The following is a 20,593-nucleotide window of genomic DNA, read 5'->3' as shown; positions in this document are numbered from 1 at the left end:
CCTATTCTTTAATTATAGCCCGGATTTTGAGGAAAATTCTCTGCTCCCATATTGATTATTTCCGATTCGGGAATAGGCCAGCGGATGAAATGCGGATTGGCCGGCAGATTTGTTCTTCCCAGTGTAGTACTGGAAAGTTCCGGATCGCCAGCATAGTTTGTCACTTGAGTAATCAATATCCCCAGTCTTTTCAGGAAGTACCACCGGTCACCTTCGAATGACAATTCTCTTGCCTGCTCATCGATAATATCTTTGATGGTCAATGTGCCGGTAAAAGTGTCGTTCCCGGCTCTTTCCCACGTTTTGTTAAAGTATTCCTTTGCCAGAGATTGATTCCCTTTCATTAATGCCGCTTCGGCCCCGATAATATAGGTCTCTGCTAACCGATATAGAATAATATCTTTGTAACTTCTTGTTTCATAGGGTTCACGGGTCCAGCTATCTGCAAATTTTATACATCCTGGGTAGACAAGCCTGTTCTTGGAGCCGTTTTTGTACAATGGAAAATAATCACCGGGTTGAACGGTTACTGAACCGTATGGTAATGCTTTATCGGTCGTATTTTTATAACGGTGTATATAGTAACTATTATAGCGTTTGTCTTTTGTTTGGTCGTATAAAGAAAACAGGTATGGACTTGGAAAGCATCTTCCATAGGTATAGCCTCCGTTTTCATAGGTACATGCATATTCTGATGTACCTCCTATTTCCTGTCTGTAAGACGCGATATAGAAAGCAGCAAAATGATGGCCTTTTGGTGTTCCTTCCGAAAGATTACCTCCGGGATTTTTACTCCATTGTTGTACCATCAGTGCCTCTTTATGATTTAAATCCGCGCTATTGAAGATGGCATCTAAATCGATTAGTTCGTAGTATCCGGACTTGTCAATTTTATCGACTTGTTCTAAAGCTTCATCCCAATCTTTTATCCATAGAGCGGCTTTTGCTTTCATATGCCGGGCTACCGCTTGGTTAAAACGGCCTGCATCGGCTGATTGCCACGGGAGATTCTCAATGGCATAATCCAGATCTTGATACAGTAATTCGAATACTTCGGCGGTAGTTGCTGTTCTGTATGTTTTAGGATTATCGACATTCTCCCAGGTTGTTGGCTCGGTATTCAACCAGATCCTGTCAAAAGTGCGGTACAACAAGAAATAGGATTGAGCCCTGAAACTTTTTGCTTCCGCTATAGTAGCCTTTAATGCATCCGTTTGTGGGAGTTTTTCACCGGCGTTGATAATTTCATTGGATTTCCCAATAATCAGGTACATAGTTCTCCACATAAAACCGGCTTGATTTGATGACGGTTTGATATAGACCGGATCGTAAGTCCCAAAATAATTACCCGTACCTCCATTTGTTACAGCTAAATCGGTAGCTCTATCCAAAGCGAAAATAGTCGCGTCATCATCGGCGTAATTACGCTGTAAATTATATAACGCGTTTACAGCCAGTTTTAAACCACCTTCTGTACTGTATATGTAATCGGCTGAGTATTTGGTCCTGTTTTCCTCTTCCAGTAGATCACTACAGGAGGCTATCACTGTTATCAATAACAAAAAATATATATTTTGTTTCATAAGTCATTAAATTACAAGTTAGAATGAGAAATTTAATCCGAATAGTAATGTCCTGGGTTCCGGATATTGTCCCGGGTTTTGTTCCGGTCCGTATCCCTGTACGTCCGTCAATGTCCATACATTACTCATAGTAGAGAATAGCTTCAGACTCTCTATTCCTATTTTTCTACAATTTTTTTGTGAAACATTATAAGAAAGAGAGACGGTTCTTAACCTTATATAATCGGCTTTTTCATAAGCTAATGAAGACAAATAAGCGGGCATTTGGATAAAATTGGGAGCAGGGGCTTCATTCGACGGATTGTGAATGGTCCAGTAATTCCTGCGTAATCCGTTTCTTTTTCCGGTTAAATCACCTCCGTTTTCAAAAGTTGCCAGATAAGGATTGTAGAAATATCCTCCGTTCAGGTAATAAAAATCGAACGACAGGTTAAAGTTCTTATAATCGAAACCGGTAACAAAAGAAGTAATAAACTTAGGATCTCTTTGGATAACGACCCTATCATCTACTGAGATTACCCCGTCTCCGTTTACATCCTTCACGCGGACACTTCCCGGAGTAGCTTCCGGCATATGTGAATTGGCGATATCATCCGTTAACTGCCAGATACCATCGAATTGATAATCGTAATAAACATTCATGGATTCTCCGATGAACCACCTGTTGTTTAAGTCATTCGCCTGATTCCCATCGGCATCCAGTTTGCCATCAATCTTCTTGATCTTATTCCTGTTAACCGTGAAATTCACACCTACCTCCCATTGGAAATCTTTTTTGTCAATAGGGATCACATTCAGAGCAAGTTCAAATCCCTTGTTCTGTACATGGCCCAGATTAACTAACTGACTGGAGTAACCGCTTGTTGTCGGCAATGATCTGCTAACGAGAAGATCTGTGGTTTGGGTATCATAGAGTTCTATTGTACCGTTTATTCTTCCTTTGAACAAACTATAATCTAAACCTAAATTGGCTGATGTGGAAGTTTCCCATTTTAGATTCGGATTTGTTAATTCAGCATTGGGTAAATAACCCACATGTATTTCGTCACCAAATTCCGTCAGATATTTGTCGGCTAATCCTAATGTAGTGTAGGGGCTGATAGCCTGATTTCCTACCTGGCCATAACTAACCCTGACTTTTAAATCGGACAGGAATCCCACATCTTTCAGGAACTCTTCCTGACTGGCCCTCCATGCAAAGGCTGCCGATGGAAAATAACCGTATTTGTTATTTGCCCCGAATACGGAAGAACCGTCAACCCGTATGGCCAAAGTAAGTAAGTATCTGCTGTCGTAATTATATCTTGCCCTTGCCATATAGGAGAGCAGCTTTCTGTCCGAGAATTCATAGACAGGAACAGAATGGGTTGTGGCCGAGGCGATGGCATGATAAGAGAGGTCGTCATTCGCGAATCCGAAACCGGTATTGCTTATACGTTTCCATTGTATACCGTTTAAACTGGCCACAGCCGTTGCATCCAGATGATGTTTATGGATGTCTTTGCTGTAATTAAGAATATTCTCTACGAGGTAATCGGTATAGGTACTTTGCCCAACGATAGCTCTTCCCCCGTTGTTTCTGCCCGTGGTATGGTTGATACCCAAATAAGAGTTTTCCTGTACATCTCTTTTATTCAAATTTGTATTGAGTCGGTAGGATAAATTTTTCAGTATTTTCCAGTCCCCCACTACATTCAGATTGAGACGGTCTGTAATATTCACGTTTTCGGAATTCCGGTTATTCCAAAGCGGATTATAGTGTGATTCGCCGGCTTCCGTTACATCTTCACGCAACGAACCATCCTCCTTATATACTTCCGCTAAAGGGGGCATGGTAATAAAGGAGTTGAATGAGCCGTCTGCAATTTTTCTGAAAGATTTGGTATAGGATATATTTGCTCCTAACGAAATTTTTTCGGATAATTTTTGATCTACGTTCAGTCTTCCGGTAAAACGCTGGAAATTGGAAGAAGGAACAATTCCATCCTGGAAGAAATGACCGAGAGACAGAGCATACTTGGTTTTTTCATTTCCGGCCTGAATCAATACATCATTCTTGTTTTGCCATGCCGGACTTAACATTACATCCTCCCAATCTACGTATTTCTTAGAATGGAGTACATCACGCATAACGCCTTTAAATGCTTCGTCTTCATTGTAATATCCATAGGCATTATAAAAAGCCTCTTTTCTGTATGCGGCCCATTGTTCACCATCATAAAACTCAAAATTTCTATAAAGGTTCTGCACACCGGCATAGGTATTTACGCTTACCTTGGTTTTTCCTGCCATTCCTCTTTTGGTGGTAATTAAAATTACCCCGTTTGCGGCCCTTGCACCGTAGATTGATTGGGAGGAAGCATCTTTCAGGATTTCCAAAGAAGCGATATCATTGGCATTAATATCATCAATACTCGGACTGGGGACGCCGTCCACAATATATAACGGATCATTCCCTGCCGATAAGGATCTTCTTCCCCTCACTAAAATATTCGAACTTCCACCCGGTGCAGCACTACCCATCGTTACCTGTATTCCCGGTGCGGCTCCCCTAAGCATCTCTCCCAAACTGGTAGACGGAGTTGCATTTAGTTTTTCTGCTGTAACGGAAGCTATAGCTCCGGTTACATCGCTACGCTTTTGTACTCCGTAACCCACCACTATGAGTTCATCCAACAATTCTACATCCGGTTCCATGATGATATGGATGGTAGTTTGTCCCTTTACCGCCATTTCCTGTGTTTTCATACCAACGTATGTAAATTGCAGGATGGCATTTTCGGGTATATTTGTCACGGTGAAGTTTCCGTCCACATCGCTAACGGTTCCATGTGAAGGATTATTTTTTTCAACAATAGTTGCCCCAATAACCGGATCTCCATTTTCGTCGGTGACTGTACCCGTTACTGTCTTTCTTTGCTGCTGACTAGCTTCGATCAACCGGTTTATATCTAATGTATTCTGATGTGCTTTCTTTGAAAGTATGATGTAATCATTCTCAAAATTATAGCCGATATCGGTATTTGAGAACGCTGTGCTGAGATAGGAGGATACCTTATCCGAATTTTGTGGGAAATTTACTTTCCGGTTGGTATCTACTTCCCGGTTGCTATAAACTATCAGGTAATTGGTTTGTCTCTCAATTTCGTTGATTAACTGGCCAATGGTAACGGAACTTGTCTTTAACTCAATAACCGCATCCTGTGCGTTGGTATTGAGTGCCATCAATTGGAAAGTGAAGGCAAATAGGAATAGTAGGCAGATTTTCATGATCTTAATAAGTTCTTTATAATCACTTTTTTTTCGCAAAAAGTGATCTGATGAAATGTTTATTTTCATACATTTGTGTGTTTAAAGTGAATACTAAATTGAATGTTCATTGCAATTAGACTATTTCTCGCAACGGCATAATCCAAACAAGTTTGTCTTCTGCTCGTATTGCTTAACGAAATAGTTGAGTGTTTGCTTTAATCTGAGCGACGGCTGTTGGCGCAGCTGTCGCTCTCATTTTCTCAGATTATTCATCATAGGCAATTCCGTTTAAAAGGTTCAATAAATTTGTTCTATGTTCAACATATCAAAATAAGTTTCTCTTCCGTATTCGCTTATCGAGAAGATTGATATGTTTATTTTGTTAATGTAATAATGTTATTTTCTCTGTCTCTCATGATCTTGAAGGGTTGGATTTTTTGTAAGATACGTAAGATCTCATCGATACCGTCACGCTGGCGGAATTTACCGGTGTATCGGACATTAAATATTTCAGGGTCTTCCACTACGATTTTCACGTCATAATAGAGTTGTAATTTTTCAAGAATAACGATCAAACGTTCGTTGTTAAAAGAATAAATTCCATTTCTCCAGAGCATGTGGTCCGGATTATTGATATGACCGACAGTCATATTATTTCCCCGGATTGTCACCTGTTCATCCGGTTTCAGAATAATACTGCTATTTTTATTGTCTGCCTGATAAACCCTCAAAGAACCCTCTATCAGTTTAGTTTGAATGTAACCTGCGCCGGGATAACTGTATACGTTGAACTGCGTTCCTAACACTTCCATGTTTATATGTTGTGTGGAGATGATAAATGGTCTCTTCTTCTCCTGAGCCACATCGAAGAATGCTTCTCCCGTAATCTCGACTTCACGATTTTTTTTCGAAAAACGGGAAGGATATTTCATTGTTGACTGCGCATTCAACCAGACCTCTGTGCCGTCTTGCAATGTTATTTGAGCGCGTTGACCCGCCGGAACGTGTAATGTATTCATAGTCGGTTCCATGAAGGTATCCGACAAATGCATTGTAGTCCAAACGGTTGAGGTTACAAGAATAAGTGCTATTGCGGCATATTTCGTAATATTCCCAAAAAGTTTTCTTTGGGCGTTCCGCTTAATCCGAGAGGCAAATATCTTGAAATGCGTGATTCCCTCACTCCGGTCAGAAGGGTGGGATGAGAGTTGTGAGACCGTGTTCAGGTTCTGTAAACGAATAAATTCAGCCTTTAACCGACTGTCGTTTTCAATGCGGTGAATCAATTCCAACCGTTCTTCGACCGTTAATTCTCCAGAGAAATATCGCAAAAGTTGTTCTTCCATTTTGATGCTTATTACTTATAAAACGAATGGGTAGTGAAAATCCGCTAAAGGAAAAGAATTTTTTTCGCAAAACAAATACAAAGGTAAAACCTATTTTGGCGGACTTGCATACAAAGGAAATATAAACATATTGAAAATCAGATAAAAAAGAAGAGGAGGAGGAGTGTGTGATCCTTTAATGCTGCTTTTAATTTTTTATAGGCAATGGCCATCTGGCTTTCCATGGTATGAACGGAGATATTGAGTTCCTGTGCGATTTCTCTTTGTTTCTTCCCTTCGATCTTATTCATCACGAATATTTCCCGGTATTTTCCGATAAACTCTCTATGGTTTTTGACAGGTTTTGAAAAAACGCCGGATTTATTTCATCTTGCTAATATTTGTATATGGGTTTTGCCGACAATCCCATACGGCGGCAATGTAAATATATTCGTCCTCTATGAAATAGATAATTTTATAATGTTTTCTGACCAATAGTGAACGATATTCTCATAATGGATGTTTGCTTCTCATTTCTGATTGAGTCTTATAAATACCCGCTTTTGCTGCTTTATGTCCTTCTTTTAGTCTTATTTTTAATTCATCTACAGAATATTGACAAGGATATTTTAGTTGTGATTTCTTTATTTTTCGGACATACTCCAAAGCCGACTCAAGTAAATTGACATCGCTATTTATTTCCCGGATCAATTCCTGCTCCTTTGTTTTAATCTCTATTGCCTTCATACTAAACTCCTTCCTTTCTGTTTGTCGGAGTAACAAAGATATAAATCTTTTTTATAAGTACAATTAAATAACTTCATATAATCATGAGTAATACGAACGTTTTTGATAAGCGAATACAGCGGAAAAACTTGATGAATTCATTGAAGAAATCAAATAAAAAAGAAAAGGAAAAGGAAGGTGTAATCCTTTAATGCTTCTTTTAGTTTTTTATAGGCAATGGCCATCTGGCTTTCCACGGTGTGGATGGAAATATTGAGTTCCTGCGCGATCACTTTCTGTTTTTTCCCTTCGATCTTATTCATCACAAAGATCTCCCGGCATCTCTCCGGAAGGCTATCTATAGCATTATGAATAATGGTATCTATATCGGTCTCGTTGAGCAATTTATTATCCAGGGCTTCCAGTGATTCAAATTTCAGCTTCAGTGTACGGATGTACTCAGATTGTATTTCGTCAACGGCATGTTGCTCTAATGTCTTTCGTCGGAGAAAATCAATACACCTGTTCTTTAACATCATAAACAGGAACCCGCTGAGATTGACAAGAGAGGTGAATTCTAACTGCTTTTCCCATAGTTCGAAAAAAATATCCTGTACAATATTTTCCGCATCTTCTTCACAGATTACATATTGCCGGGCAAAACGCTTCATCCGTGCATAGTAAGAAACATACGTTCCTTCAAACTGAACCTTATATTCTGTGGAGACCTGCACTGTATAATAATTTTGCGTTTTTTTATATATTAAGAGTCAAAAATACAAAAATTTGTGATAACCTGGTGAATCGGCTATCATTTAACAATCTGCCATCCCCTTTTTAAGGATAACTATAAGGCAAGTAAGCTCCCGGAACTTTTTAATCAGATTATTCCGCGCCTCCTCCCAAAGCCCGGTATAAATTGACTGAATATTGCAATTGTTCAAGCTTGTCGCTTACCTCGCTAAGTTGTGCCGAGAGATAGTTTTGTTCTGCTGTGAGCACTTCGGTATAATTGGCTTCGCCGGCGATCAGTAAATCCTTTGTATATTCCACTGCTTTTTGGGTTGAGACGATTTGCTCCTGGCGGATACTGTTTTTTTTAACGGATGATTCATAAGAAAACAAGATATCCGAGACTTCCTGTCCCGCCCTTAGCAGGGTATTTTTGAAAGTAATCAGGGCTGCTTCCTGTTGGGCTTTTGCTATTTTCAGGTTTCCTTTCAATTGTCCCCTGTTGAAGATCGGTTGGGTTAATCCCCCGATAACGTTTGCCAATAAGTTTTCACTGCTGAAGAAGTTGGTAAAGCCCGAGGCCGCGAAACCTATCATCGAACCCGGATTCAATGTGACAGAGGGATAAAAGCTCGCCTGTGCCGCATTTGTCAACTCAAAAGCAGAACGTAAGTCAAGTTCTGCCTGTATTACATCGGGACGTCTTGCCAATAGCTGGGCGGGAACTCCTGTCTCTAACTCCGTGGGGACAGTTTGTGCCTCGAATGCCGAGCGTTCTATTGCACCGGGTTTACGTCCCAGCATCACTGAAATACCGTTTTCCAGTTGATGGATAGCACTTTCTAAATCATAGATACTCAATTTTGTCCTTAACATCAAAGCCCGACTTTGTTCTACGGCGGCCTCATTTACATTTTGCATCCCTGCCTCTTTCAGCGCCCTCATTGTTTCCACATTTTTTTCCAGAAGATTGACTGTTTCTGTAGTGATGCGCAGTTGCTCATCGAGCGCCAGCAGAGAGTAATAAGAGGTAGCAATATTGGCGATAAGTGAGCTCTGGATGAGGTTTCTATAAGAATGGCTTTGCAGGAACAATGCATATTTCGACCTGGCCTGGCGGTTCAGTTTTCCCCACAGGTCCAGTTCCCACGAGGCCGCAATTCCCAATGTAACGTTATTCGAACTGTAAGCGAGTGTTTTATTGGCATCACTCGTTGTAATATTCGATACCTGCCCTGTAAGTGATACGGTGGGGAAATAGGATGCGCGCGCCATATTCAGGATCGCTTCGGCCTGACGGATACCGGTTACCGCCACCTGTAAATCGGCGTTGTGCTCCAGACCTTCCTCGATCAATCCAATCAGGTAGGTGTCGGTGAAAAACTCCCTCCAGGGGATATCGGCAATGGTGGTTGTATCATCTGCGTGACTGTCCCTGTATAGGTCCGACGTATCTATTTCCGGTGTTTGGTAGCGGTTTAACACCTGACAGGAGGATAATCCCAGAAAAACAAAGACGATCCCTGCGAAAATAACCGGTACTATATTTTTATTTTTGTTCATTGCTATTTTTGTTTATTGAGTCATCACTTATGTTCACAATACCTGATTTCGCGAATTTATCATGTAGCGTCTGGAATATGATGTAAAGTGAAGGAATGATCAATACACCCAGTACGGTTCCGATCAGCATACCTCCAATGGCACTGATACCGATGGAACGGTTTCCGACAGAACCTGCTCCGGTTGCAAAAAAGAGGGGTGTCAGTCCTGCAATGAAAGCAAACGAGGTCATCAGGATAGGACGCAAACGGGCCACCGCTCCCTTGACGGCTGCCTCCACTATATTCATTCCCTGTTTTCGTCGCTGGATGGCAAACTCCACAATCAGGATGGCGTTTTTAGCCAACAAACCGATCAGCATGATAAGGGAGATCTGAACGTATATGTTATTAGTAATACCCTGTGTCACCCCAAATAATTTCAGGAAGATAAATACACCTGCCAAACCTACCGGAAGCGAAAATATTACAGAAAGAGGGATGATATAACTTTCATAAAGGGCACAGAGAAGGAGATAGACGAATATCAGACAGATCACAAAAATAAGCAGTGTCTGGTTACCGCTGCTGACCTCCTCGCGCGTCATCCCCGTATATTCGAAGCCATATCCTACCGGAAGTTCGTCCGCTCCCATCCGGTCGACAAGATCGATAACGTCACCGGTGCTGTATCCTTCACTAAAGTTGGGAACAATGGTTACGTCCATCGACGCGTACATATTATACCGGGTGTAGGATTGTGGACCGGAAAAGTCGGTTATTGTCAGGTATTCGGTAATAGGAGCCATTTCGCCTGATGCTGTTTTTACAAAAAGAGCATCCAGGTTATCCATATTTTTACGATATTCGGGTGAAGCCTGTATAATAACACGGTAGGGCTTTCCGTACAACGTAAAGTTGGAGGTGTACATGCTGCCGATATACATTTGCAGGGTGGATAAAATATCGTTGAGTTGTAACCCCGATTCTTTTACCTTGGCAATATCCACCTCTATCTGCTTCTGAGGAAAATTGGGATTAAAAGTGGTGTAAGCGGTCAGGATCTGATCTGTGGCCTGTAACTTGCCCAGAAAATTCTGTGTGACATCGAAGAAATCGTAGATATTCCCCCCTGTCCTGTCCTGCATCTTTAACTCCACACCGCTACTCAAACCAAACCCTCTTAAAGTAGGAGAACTGAACACCGTAAACGAAGCACCTATGATAGAGCTTGTTTCTTCGGTTAAAACAGTCACTATATCTGAAGCTGTCCTCTTTCTATCTTTCCAGGGTGTCAGTTTGATGATGAGTGTGCCGTAAGGGCTGCCCAGACCACTCATAAAGTTAACACCGCTGATACTTGAAATGTGTGCCACCTCCGGTATTTCTTTTGCGATTTCGTATGCCCGGTGCACCATCGAGTCAGTCCTCTCGAGTGAGGATCCCGGCGGCAGGGTGATCATACAGAGTACCGATCCGCTATCCTCCTGGGGAACAAATCCGGTGGGGGTAGTTCTCATCAATAAAAACAGTGCCAGGCTGAATACTAAAATCATTACTACGGTTATCCAGCGGTGATTTTTCTTTCCCAGATAACGCAATGTTTTTTCATATTGATCGGTCAGTTTCTGAAACCATTTGTTAAACCATGCCGTAAAACGCTTGAATATATTTTTCTTCTCTGCCGCCTCTGCTGCGTGCGGTGAAGTGAGTAACAATGCACTCAACGAGGGACTTAATGTGAGAGCGTTGATAGCTGAAATAAAAATAGCCACTGCCAGCGTGAGGCCGAATTGTCTGTAGAAGACACCGCTCGTCCCCCCGATAAAGCTGACCGGAATAAATACCGATGCCATCACCAGCGTAATGGATATAATGGCCGGGGCTATCTCCTTTAATGTCAACAGGGTCGCTTCTTTCGCATTTTTAACTCCCTTCTCCAATTGGGCATGTACTGCTTCGACCACCACTATGGCGTCGTCCACCACAATACCGATGGCAAGGATAAGGGCGAACAGCGTCAACAGGTTGATCGAAAATCCCATTACCTGTAACACGAAGAAAGTTCCTATAATGGCTACCGGAACAGCTATTGCAGGTATTAGGGTGGAACGGAAACTTTGTAGAAAGACAAAAACTACCAGAAATACAAGCAGAAACGCTTCAAAGAAGGTGGAGATAACTTTGGAGATAGATGCATCTAAAAATTCGCTGGCGTCTGCCATATAGACGAATTTAAAACCCGGAGGGAACGTCTTTGAGGCTTCATCGAGTGTCGCTTTTATATTTTTGATCAACTCGGTAGCATTGGAGCCGGCGATCTGGCTTACCTGCATCACTACCGAAGGGGTACCATCGGTAGCCGACATTACTGCGTAAAACAGGGCTCCTAATTCAACCTCTGCCACATCGCCCAGACGGAGTATATGTCCGTCCTGAGAACGGATAATAATGTTCTCGAACTCTTCTACCGACTTTAATCTTCCGGTATATTGCAGTGAATATTCAAATGTCTGATCGCTGTTTTGGCCGATTGAACCCGGAGCTGCTTCCACATTCTGGTCGTTTAACGCTGCCTGCACCTCGGCAGGAGTCAGATTGTAGGATGCCATAAGGTTTGGATTCAGCCAGATTCGCATTGAATATGTCTTTGCTCCCATTACGCTGGCATCACCCACACCCATCACACGTTTTATCTGAGGCAGTACGTTGATATCGGTATAATTCTGGATAAACGCCTGGTCATGATCCGGATTGGTGGACGATAAAGAGATTGTCAACACATTATCACTCTGCTGTTTTGCAACGGTTACACCGGATCGTGTAACTTCTGCCGGAAGGAGGGAGGTTGCCTGGCTTACCCGGTTTTGTACCATCACGGCAGCGATATCCTGATTAACCCCCGGTTCAAAATATACAGTGATACTTCCGGAACCACTGTTTGTAGCGGTGGAAGTCATATAGGTCATACCTTCCACACCGTTTATCTGCTCTTCCAACGGTATGATCACGCTGTTCATCACCACTTCTGCGCTTGCTCCACTATAATTAGTGGATACACGTATGGTGGGAGGAGAAATATTGGGATATTGCTCTACGGGAAGCGTAGCCAGGCCTATTATGCCCAACACTACTATCAGGATCGAAATAACGGTGGCAAGCACCGGCCTTTCTACAAATATTTTCAGCATATTATTGTTGTGCGGTTTTTATTTTTCGTGCGTTGGCTAATGTGGCTATCCCGTCCACGACGATCCTGTCTCCTTCGGACAAGCCGGAGGTTACGGCGTAATGCTTGCCATCGGGCAAAGGAAGTACCGATATAATTGTTTGCACGGTGGAGTCGTTTTCATTGGCCGAATCTTTCACCACTTTATAGAGTACCACTTTGTCCTGTTGGGTAAAAGTGGCTTTTTGGGGTATGACAAAAACATCATCCAGCTCTCTGGGAATGGATATTCTGCCACTGGCTCCGCTTCTGAGCGCTCCGTTCTTATTGGGGAAATTCGCGCGGAGGCTTACAGCGCCTGTCTGGGAATTGACAATGCCGGAAATGGCTGTTATTTTCCCTTTTTCGGGATATATACTCCCATCTGCCAGAAGGAGAGTGGCCTCGGGGATATTGTTTATTTTTTCGGCCTGGGTTTCTCCTTCAAGAGTCTCCAATAAGGATGATAATGCTTTTTCATTCAGAGAGAAATAAGCATACGTGGTGTGGGTCTTTGAAATGGTGGTCAGTGTGGTTGCATTGGTAACCATATTTCCGCTACGGTACGGGATTGATCCGACTATTCCATCGATCGGACTGCTGACAGTTGTCCAGCCGGAAGTAGCTTGCGCCGCTTTCAGTGCCACCTCAGCTTCACTGTAAGCCGCTTGTGCCGCACTATAAGCGTTCTCGTAGGTTTGTAGCTGTACCCCGCTGACGATATTTTTTTCGGCAAGAGGGCGTATGCGTTCCACATTTAACCGTGCTGTGTTGAGGTTGGCGTTCGCACTCTCCAATGCTGCTTTTGCCGAGGCCAGATCATGTTCGGAAGTAGGCGAATTAATAGAGAACAGCGCCTGCCCTTTTTTCACAACAGCGCCCTCTTCGATATATACCTTGTCGATATATCCGTTCACCCGCGGTTTGATCTCCGCATCTTCTTCCCCTCTCAGCGTAACGGGGAACACTGACTCCAGTACGGCAGTTTGCTTTGTAAGCTCCTGTACTGGATAAACCCTTGCTGATAAAGTGTTGGCGTCATTTTTTGATCTGTTTCCGCAGGCGGTTGAGAATAGCATTATCAGAAGCGCCGACGAAATGAAATACGCGTTTTTTTTAATTTTATGACTCATAAATAATTGATGATTTTTACATCGTAACAAATGAGGAATAACCCAATCTTAAAAGGAATAGGAAGATGAATTCAATAACCCAAACCTTTTTGACGTACAAAAAAAAGTATAATTTTTCGTTTTGACAAAAAAAATCGACGAACTGCATATTATGGCCAATAAACATTTTTTTGTGTTATCGAAATGATAGAACGCAATCAATTGACCTTAGCCGGAAAAATAGTGCCGATAGGACGCCTCTACAAAGACGATTTATTACGAAGGAGCAACAACGCTGTTATTTGACAGGGAATAGCTGAACTATTTCATTAAGTGAGTGCAAAATGAATTTATGCCAAAAACTCTGCTGCCCGGGAAAAAACATTGGTGAAGGCATTGTTCAGGGAGGTGGTATCTTTTGAAGTGAGGGGGAACGGATTTTCGTGCGTATAGGGGAACGGAAAATCAAGTAACTGAATGGTCGATTCCGCATTTTTTCTGCCCAATGCCTCCAATACACCGTGATAAGGGATCACCATGTCATTCGACAGGGCGATTCCTTTGATTTTTCCTTTTAAGCATGTAAAGAACTTTTCACGTTCGGAACGGAATCTTTCGGGGGTGATCATCTGAAGGAAAGCGTTGAAAGCATTGTCACGCTCCCATAGGGGAGTGGCTTCGTTTCCAAAAATATGAATGTAGTACTCCTGCAGTTTTTCAAAAGCAGGTTTGTCCAGGATACTTCTGGAAATGCCGAACATGGAGCGAAAGATGCTTCCTCCACAGAACATAAAGAGACGGGAGTCGGAAAAAAGACCCTTCTGATTGGCCATCAGAGCTACCTGAGAAAGGAACGCACCGATAGAGTAGGCGAAGATATCAATTTTTGTATCTTCCCTGAAAAGAGGATGGCGTCCTGTTTTTATCTCTTCGAACAACACAGTCAAATCTGCCCAGGTTTGCCTCCCCGACAGATAGAACCGTTCCGGACTCTGACTGATCCGGTCACTCAAAGCCACATTAGCATAGCTAATAGTGCGATCGTCCGTATATTTCTCTTTCCGGAAGTTCAGCAGGCCGATCAGGCTGCGTGGGTTCGACCATGTTACGGGCGCCCGGTTTATATGGAACGCGATCGGAAAAAGTATTACGGGTTTACCAGTATTAAGGCATAAAAACTCTGCCCAGGGGAGATATTTATTCCAATTCCGTTCATTCAACCCATGCAGTAGCAGTATGGCTTTCTCTTGCCTGCATTTGCCTGAAGGAGTGAATACCGGGTATTCAAAAGAAAAGTTCTCTATTATATTACTGTCCGTATGTTGCATTGTGCCGCCTTTTTCGTCGCTTGAAAGGCTGTGAAAACGGAAGAAACGTATGTTGATGCCGGTTTCTTCTAAATGACAGTCCATTCCCTGTTTGAAATGACTGTTCAGTGTAATGTATCGTTCCTTGTAATTTATCATAATCAAGTTGTTTTCCGACAAAAAAACATGCTTTCCCGCTTGTATGCAAATCAAAGGGAAAATTGCAATGAAAATGGGGCAAAATCCTATATATGGGGTGAAATCGGTTATTCAGGGGTGAAAAAAATGTCGGAAAATCTGATTATTTTGGTTAATCATCAATAAAAATTTACTTTTGCATAATATAAGATGCGCCTCAGCATAGATCAAGCAAGCTTGTCTCTGCGTTCGGCTTTCATTATATTTGTAGTGGGTGAACATATAAATTCATTCAACGATGGAAGGAAAGATCCCTGCATATTTGTATGAAAAGAAAAACAGTATAAAAACTATCTTTTTTACGGCTCTCTTTGCCCTGCTGTTTATCAATCTTTTTCAACCGTTCGGATCCCGTGACTGGTATCCCGGCGTATCTGATATCAAGTATTTTGCTTTTTCAAGCCTGATCATCCTTACCGGTATGTTAGTGGTAGTTATCAGCCGGGTAATTCTTACGGCCTACTCTAAAAAACGGGATATATTATATTGGCAATATGCATTATGGATATTATGTGAGATAGTGGCAATGGCTATCTTCTATACCCTCTTTGCGAAATTCTTTCCCAAAGACGGGATCGAGAGGGATATCTCAGAGATCTTCAGGCAGAGTCTTTTTAATACAGCCTTAGTGCTGCTTTTACCTTATGCCATCACCTGGCTCTATTTCTCATGGAAAGAAAAAAGCGCCCTGCTGGAACATATCGAACAGGAGAAATCTGCCGATGCCCGCGCAAAAACGTTGATTGCGTTCCCTGATGAGAAGGGTGACCTGAAAATCTCGGTGATGCTGGAAAATCTGCTCTATATTGAATCCGCGGATAATTATGCGACTATCTATTACCTGAATAAATCGGGTGTATCGCAATTCCTGTTGCGTAATTCCCTGAAATGGATGGAGGAACATCTTACAAAAGAGACTCCTTTAGTCCGTTGCCATCGTTCTTATATAGTAAATATGGACAAGGTGAAAATACTGAAAAAGATAAAAGGTGGCATTGTCCTGGAACTGGATGAGGAACGCACACCCGATATCCCTGTCTCAAAGACCTATTATGAGTCATTTATGCATAAATTTTCGTATTATTCGGTTTGAGATGTGGAATTCGGAATTGGGATCCCACATCCCGAATCATATCCTGAAATGTAAAAAAACTGCAGGAAATAGGGGTTAAATCGCTAATTTCGTATTACTTTTGTACTTGCAGCAGGTCGGTTTGTCGCTACGACACTATTGTCGTGGAGGAAAGTCCGGGCAACACAGAGCACCATACTTCCTAACGGGAAGCTGTCCGTGAGGGCGGATAAGCGTAACAGAAAATAACCGCCCCGGCTGATGTCGGGGTAAGGGTGAAAAGGTGAGGTAAGAGCTCACCGGACGCTGTAGTAATGCAGTGTGCCGTACGCATTATGGGTTGCAAGGCCATGTATATCGGATTTTTAGGGTTGCTCGCCCGATGCCGAGGGGTAGGCCGCTAAAGGAGGGTGGTGACATTTCTCCGTAGATAAATGACAAACATCCGATTCGTCGGTATACAGAACCCGGCTTACAGACCGGCTGCTTTTTTTACAAAAAAAGTCATGGCGAAGAAAAGGAAAAGATATGAACCGGAAGAGGAAAGGCCCGGCAGGCTTGAACTGTTGAGGATCAAGATAAAGGAATTGATCCACTTCCTCTCCTACGGTATCTGGCGCCAAAATCCAGAAACACTATCCGGCAAGAGAAATATCCTGTATGATGCCATAAAGACGATTATGCTTACCGTCAGAAATGTGCAGGAATTGGATATCGCTGCAAGTGCCCGCTCACTCACTTACAGGACATTGCTCTCTATTGTGCCGCTACTGGCTATTATCTTTGCTATTGCCCGCGGGTTTGGCATCGAGAATATTATGGAGAGCAGTATCTTCAGTTTTATGCTGGGTAACAGGCCTTCTGATGAGGTTGTGATTGCAGCACCGGGAGCGGGAGCCGATAGTACGATAGCCATTGTTTCGGGGATAGGAGTTGTGGATACGATCCCAGCTATCTCCCCAGCTATAACCGCTGAAGAAGAAGTTTCGGCAGAGGGACGGACACGAGAATTTCTCGACCTCCTGTTCCAGATTATTGATAATTCGCTCGAAGAAGCAAAAGGCGGTGGTGTATTTGCCGGAATTGGTATTTTGCTGTTCCTCTACACGGTGCTGATCCTTTTTAACGATATAGAGAACAACCTGAACAAGATATGGCAGGTGAGCAAAGGGAGGGCAATCGGGCGCAAGATGACCGATTACACCGCCATGGTGCTTTTTATGCCTGTATTTTTTATTCTCGTCAATGCGCTGAACATTCTCAGCTACCCGCAAAACGATACTCTCAAAATTATCTATATCCTTTATCCCTTTATTCCCCGTTTATTGGATATTGTGCCTTTTGTGGTAATGATCCTGCTGTTCACCGCGCTCTACAAGTTCCTGCCCAATACAAAAGTGAAGTTCATGAATGCCCTGATCGCCGGGATTGTCGCCGGCATGGCATTCCAGTTCTTCCAGATGCTCTACCTGAGCGGACAGATGTGGATTACCCGCTATAACGCCATCTACGGTACGTTTGCAGCCATCCCCCTGATGCTGCTGTGGATACAGATGTCCTGGTTCATTGTACTGATTGGGGCGGAGATCTCCTATGCGGCGCAGAACGTGCGGAAATTCTCATTCGAAAAGGAGACCCGTAATATCAGCCGGCGTTACAGAGACTTCTTCACATTGATGATCGCTTCGGAAATTGTACAGCGTTTTGCCGATGAAAAACCTCCCCTTACTGCCGATCAGATATCGGTCAGATGTAAGGTGCCGGGACGGCTTACCAACGATATCCTGGATCAATTGGTAGAACTGAACATCATTTCAGTGACTCCTTCAGGAAGCGACGAACGTGTGCCGGCCTTTCAGCCTGCCATGGATATAAATCTGATTACCGTAGACCGGTTAATTTCCGAATTGGATGAACAGGGGTCGGAAGATTTTATGATTGATATTGACGGGAATTATCACGAGCACTGGAAAGCGTTGATGAACACGCGTATGGGGCTCCATGGCGGAAACAGTGATCTCCTGCTGAAAGATCTTTGAGCCGCCGCCGTAGATAAAAAATAAAATGATTATCTTTGCGAAGTATAGAAACAGGATACTTTTCGAACAGGCCACATGAGTTTTATAAGTTCCATAGAAGATGTAGGGGAATATGCACTGCTGATGAAAAAGGTGCTGACCATTCCGGATAGGATGAGTGAATTCATGAAAGAATTCATGAAAGGTATCTTTTTTTTAGGAGTGAATTCTATCTGGATTGTAGTGATTATCTCTTTCTTTATCGGAGCTGTTATTGTGCTGCAGATCGCACTCAATATAGATTCTCCTATGCTACCCCGGTTTACGGTCGGTATGGTTTCGCGTGAGATCATCCTGTTGGAGTTCTCCTCTACCATCATGTGTCTTATTCTGGCCGGTAAAGTGGGATCGAATGTGGCTTCGGAAATAGGAACGATGCGTATTACCGAACAGATCGACGCATTAGATATTATGGGAGTGAATTCCGCCAATTACCTGATATTCCCCAAGATAGCTTCATTTGTGGCTTTTATGCCGGTATTGGTTATTTTTAGTATGTTTACGGGGTTGTCTGGTGGTTATATCATCTGTCTGGTTTTAGGAACTCCCTCGGTAGAGACTTATGTGTATGGTATTCAGGCTTTCTTCAGAGAGTCGTTTATCTGGTATTCGATATTCAAATCGATGTTATTCGGCTTTATTATTGCATCCGTTGCCGCCTATTTCGGATATACTGCGAAAGGAGGGGCATTGGAGGTAGGGCAGGCAAGCACCAATTCAGTGGTGATCAACAGCGTGCTAATATTGGTATGTGACTTGGTGTTCACGCAGTTAGCATTGGGGTAAAGAAATGCCGTTATGATAGAAGTGAAAAATCTCAGGAAAGAATTTGACGGCGAGGTTGTTCTCGACAATATCAATGCCTCCTTTCAAAATGGAATGGTCAATATGATCATTGGCAAGAGTGGCTCGGGAAAGACTGTTCTGTTGAAATGCCTTGTAGGTCTTATGATCCCTACTTCGGGAGATATCCGGTATGACGGCAGGAATTTCGTAGGGCTCAAATCGAAAGAAGTACGCCGTTTACGCCGTGATATAGGGATGCTCTTTCAGGGAGCAGCACTCTTCGACTCGAGAACAGTACTCGAAAATGTGATGTTCCCCCTCGATATGTTTTCCCGCAAGAATCGGCGGGAACGTAAAAAACGGTCCGAGTTCTGCCTGGAAAGAGTGAATCTGCTGGAGGCTGCCAATCTTTATCCTTCGGAAATCAGTGGCGGTATGAAAAAGAGAGCGGCTATTGCAAGAGCCATTGCGTTGAACCCGAAATATCTCTTCTGTGATGAACCCAATTCCGGTCTCGATCCGAAGACATCACAACTTATCGATGAGCTGATCTACGATCTGACAAAAGATTTTTCGATGACTACCATAGTGGTTTCGCACGACATGAATTCGGTGATCAACATTGGCGACAAAGTGATCTTCATCAATGAAGGAGTGAAAGAGTGGGAAGGAAATAAATCGGAAGTAATGGGAACGGACAACGAAAAGCTGAATGATTTCGTGTTCGCTTCCGACCTTTTCAAAAAGATCAAGGAAGCAGAAGAGGAAAAGGGATAAAGAATAAGGATAGAACAATTTCACGGTAAGAGTTGTTACTCCGTAGTTGAATAATGTGCATAGCACAAAATCATTATATAATAATCAGTTTTTTAAGCGGCCAGGCAAAATAGCCGCTTGTATATATTTATAAAATATCCAAATATGTTAAAGATAAAGAACCTGCATGCAGTTGTAGAAGAACAGGAGATATTGAAAGGGATCGATCTGGAAGTCAATGCCGGAGAAGTACATGCGGTCATGGGACCGAACGGATCCGGAAAAAGTACTCTGGCTTCTGTGCTGGCAGGCAACCCGAAATTTGAAGTTACTCGTGGTAGTATTCTTTTTAAAGGAAAGGAATTGCTGGAGATGGAACCTGAAGACCGGGCCCGTGAGGGGATATTCCTCAGTTTTCAATATCCGGTGGAGATCCCCGGTGTGAGTATGGTTAACTTTATGCGTGCGGCGGTCAATGAACAACGAAAATACAGGAATGAGGAGCCGATATCGGCTACCGATTTCTTGAAATTGATGCGTGATAAACGCGATTTACTGGGTATAGACAGCCAGTTGGTAAGCCGTTCGGTGAACGAAGGTTTCTCGGGAGGTGAAAAGAAAAAGAACGAGATCTTTCAGATGGCGATGATCAATCCGCTGTTGTCCATCCTCGACGAGACCGATTCCGGACTCGATATCGATGCCCTGAGAGTGGTTGCTGCCGGTGTAAACAAGCTGCAGACCAAAGAAAACGCTACTATTCTTATCACTCACTATCAACGTCTGCTGGAATATATCAAACCTGATTTCGTACATGTATTATATGCAGGTAAAATTATTAAATCCGGCGGACCGGAACTTGCGTTAGAACTTGAAAAGAAAGGATACGACTGGCTGATAAAGTCATAACCCCGTAA

General features: G+C 42.9%; 14 protein-coding genes, 1 other RNA gene and 1 pseudogene. 6 read left to right on the top strand and 10 right to left on the bottom strand.

Translation table 11 applies throughout. The features are described 5' to 3' along the window. Positions 1–8: 8 nt before the first annotated feature. The 10 genes and pseudogenes from F597_RS0112340 to F597_RS0112290 form a co-directional block, all read right to left on the bottom strand. On the bottom strand, positions 9–1,583 hold the full coding sequence (locus tag F597_RS0112340) for a RagB/SusD family nutrient uptake outer membrane protein (RefSeq protein WP_019540061.1): 1,575 nt from the start codon (positions 1,581–1,583) through the stop codon (positions 9–11). A gap of 18 nt (positions 1,584–1,601) precedes the next feature. Beyond that, the gene (locus F597_RS0112335; protein ID WP_157279121.1) at positions 1,602–4,853 is read right to left on the bottom strand and encodes a SusC/RagA family TonB-linked outer membrane protein; all 3,252 of its coding nucleotides are present in this window, start codon (positions 4,851–4,853) and stop codon (positions 1,602–1,604) included. Between the two features lie 356 nt (positions 4,854–5,209). After that, the gene (locus F597_RS0112330; protein WP_019540059.1) at positions 5,210–6,181 is read right to left on the bottom strand and encodes a FecR family protein; all 972 of its coding nucleotides are present in this window, start codon (positions 6,179–6,181) and stop codon (positions 5,210–5,212) included. A gap of 137 nt (positions 6,182–6,318) precedes the next feature. Beyond that, positions 6,319–6,486 (bottom strand): annotated as a pseudogene (locus tag F597_RS22005) (sigma factor-like helix-turn-helix DNA-binding protein); the annotation flags it as partial. 184 nt (positions 6,487–6,670) lie between these two features. Further along, entirely contained in the window at positions 6,671–6,907 is a 237-nt protein-coding gene (locus tag F597_RS0112320) for a hypothetical protein (RefSeq protein WP_139224192.1), read from the bottom strand. Positions 6,908–7,056: 149 nt separating this feature from the next. Then, positions 7,057–7,620, bottom strand: coding sequence for an RNA polymerase sigma-70 factor (locus F597_RS0112315; protein ID WP_019540056.1), 564 nt, complete (start codon positions 7,618–7,620; stop codon positions 7,057–7,059). A 151-nt stretch (positions 7,621–7,771) separates the two neighbouring features. Further along, positions 7,772–9,181: an efflux transporter outer membrane subunit gene (locus F597_RS0112310; protein WP_019540055.1), complete on the bottom strand. Its 1,410-nt coding sequence runs from the start codon at positions 9,179–9,181 to the stop codon at positions 7,772–7,774. Next, positions 9,168–12,350: an efflux RND transporter permease subunit gene (locus tag F597_RS0112305; RefSeq protein WP_019540054.1), complete on the bottom strand. Its 3,183-nt coding sequence runs from the start codon at positions 12,348–12,350 to the stop codon at positions 9,168–9,170. The genes F597_RS0112310 and F597_RS0112305 overlap by 14 nt, the downstream gene beginning before the upstream one ends. 1 nt (position 12,351) lies before the next feature. After that, complete coding sequence (locus F597_RS0112300) at positions 12,352–13,500, bottom strand: efflux RND transporter periplasmic adaptor subunit (protein WP_019540053.1); 1,149 nt, start codon at positions 13,498–13,500, stop codon at positions 12,352–12,354. A 329-nt stretch (positions 13,501–13,829) separates the two neighbouring features. Next, positions 13,830–14,945: a DUF6051 family protein gene (locus tag F597_RS0112290; protein ID WP_019540051.1), complete on the bottom strand. Its 1,116-nt coding sequence runs from the start codon at positions 14,943–14,945 to the stop codon at positions 13,830–13,832. A 277-nt stretch (positions 14,946–15,222) separates the two neighbouring features. Between F597_RS0112290 and F597_RS0112280 the strand changes: the two genes are divergently transcribed. The 6 genes from F597_RS0112280 to sufC all read left to right on the top strand — a co-directional run bounded on the left by F597_RS0112280 (position 15,223) and on the right by sufC (position 20,585). Continuing rightward, a complete protein-coding gene (locus F597_RS0112280; protein WP_019540049.1) occupies positions 15,223–16,077 on the top strand; it encodes a LytR/AlgR family response regulator transcription factor in 855 nt (284 codons plus the stop codon). Positions 16,078–16,185: 108 nt separating this feature from the next. Beyond that, positions 16,186–16,547, top strand: an RNA gene (gene rnpB, locus F597_RS21685) — RNase P RNA component class A. Positions 16,548–16,562: 15 nt separating this feature from the next. Then, a complete protein-coding gene (locus F597_RS0112275; RefSeq protein WP_081624372.1) occupies positions 16,563–18,095 on the top strand; it encodes a YihY/virulence factor BrkB family protein in 1,533 nt (510 codons plus the stop codon). 75 nt (positions 18,096–18,170) lie between these two features. Beyond that, a complete protein-coding gene (locus F597_RS0112270; protein WP_019540047.1) occupies positions 18,171–18,920 on the top strand; it encodes an MlaE family ABC transporter permease in 750 nt (249 codons plus the stop codon). A gap of 12 nt (positions 18,921–18,932) precedes the next feature. After that, positions 18,933–19,697: an ABC transporter ATP-binding protein gene (locus F597_RS0112265; protein WP_019540046.1), complete on the top strand. Its 765-nt coding sequence runs from the start codon at positions 18,933–18,935 to the stop codon at positions 19,695–19,697. A gap of 144 nt (positions 19,698–19,841) precedes the next feature. Next, positions 19,842–20,585 (top strand): Fe-S cluster assembly ATPase SufC, encoded by a 744-nt coding sequence (sufC, locus tag F597_RS0112260; RefSeq protein ID WP_019540045.1) that lies wholly within the window; start codon positions 19,842–19,844, stop codon positions 20,583–20,585. The last annotated feature ends 8 nt before the right edge of the window (positions 20,586–20,593 follow it).

Origin of the sequence: Proteiniphilum acetatigenes DSM 18083, assembly GCF_000380985.1 — a bacterium.
GTDB lineage: Bacteria > Bacteroidota > Bacteroidia > Bacteroidales > Dysgonomonadaceae > Proteiniphilum > Proteiniphilum acetatigenes.
The sequence above is the reverse complement of the archived record's forward strand: the minus strand, read 5'-3'. Positions and strand labels throughout refer to the sequence as shown.

Excerpts from the sequence above, each read along its gene's own strand:
- F597_RS0112280 (WP_019540049.1), top strand. The coding sequence starts at position 15,223 with ATGGAAGGAAAGATCCCTGCATATTTGTATGAAAAGAAAAACAGTATA.
- F597_RS0112300 (WP_019540053.1), bottom strand. The coding sequence starts at position 13,500 with ATGAGTCATAAAATTAAAAAAAACGCGTATTTCATTTCGTCGGCGCTT.
- F597_RS0112320 (WP_139224192.1), bottom strand. The coding sequence starts at position 6,907 with ATGAAGGCAATAGAGATTAAAACAAAGGAGCAGGAATTGATCCGGGAA.
- F597_RS0112340 (WP_019540061.1), bottom strand. The coding sequence starts at position 1,583 with ATGAAACAAAATATATATTTTTTGTTATTGATAACAGTGATAGCCTCC.
- F597_RS0112270 (WP_019540047.1), top strand. The coding sequence starts at position 18,171 with ATGAGTTTTATAAGTTCCATAGAAGATGTAGGGGAATATGCACTGCTG.
- sufC (WP_019540045.1), top strand. The coding sequence starts at position 19,842 with ATGTTAAAGATAAAGAACCTGCATGCAGTTGTAGAAGAACAGGAGATA.
- F597_RS0112265 (WP_019540046.1), top strand. The coding sequence starts at position 18,933 with ATGATAGAAGTGAAAAATCTCAGGAAAGAATTTGACGGCGAGGTTGTT.
- F597_RS0112275 (WP_081624372.1), top strand. The coding sequence starts at position 16,563 with ATGGCGAAGAAAAGGAAAAGATATGAACCGGAAGAGGAAAGGCCCGGC.
- F597_RS0112330 (WP_019540059.1), bottom strand. The coding sequence starts at position 6,181 with ATGGAAGAACAACTTTTGCGATATTTCTCTGGAGAATTAACGGTCGAA.
- F597_RS0112290 (WP_019540051.1), bottom strand. The coding sequence starts at position 14,945 with ATGATAAATTACAAGGAACGATACATTACACTGAACAGTCATTTCAAA.
- F597_RS0112305 (WP_019540054.1), bottom strand. The coding sequence starts at position 12,350 with ATGCTGAAAATATTTGTAGAAAGGCCGGTGCTTGCCACCGTTATTTCG.
- F597_RS0112335 (WP_157279121.1), bottom strand. The coding sequence starts at position 4,853 with ATGAAAATCTGCCTACTATTCCTATTTGCCTTCACTTTCCAATTGATG.
- F597_RS0112310 (WP_019540055.1), bottom strand. The coding sequence starts at position 9,181 with ATGAACAAAAATAAAAATATAGTACCGGTTATTTTCGCAGGGATCGTC.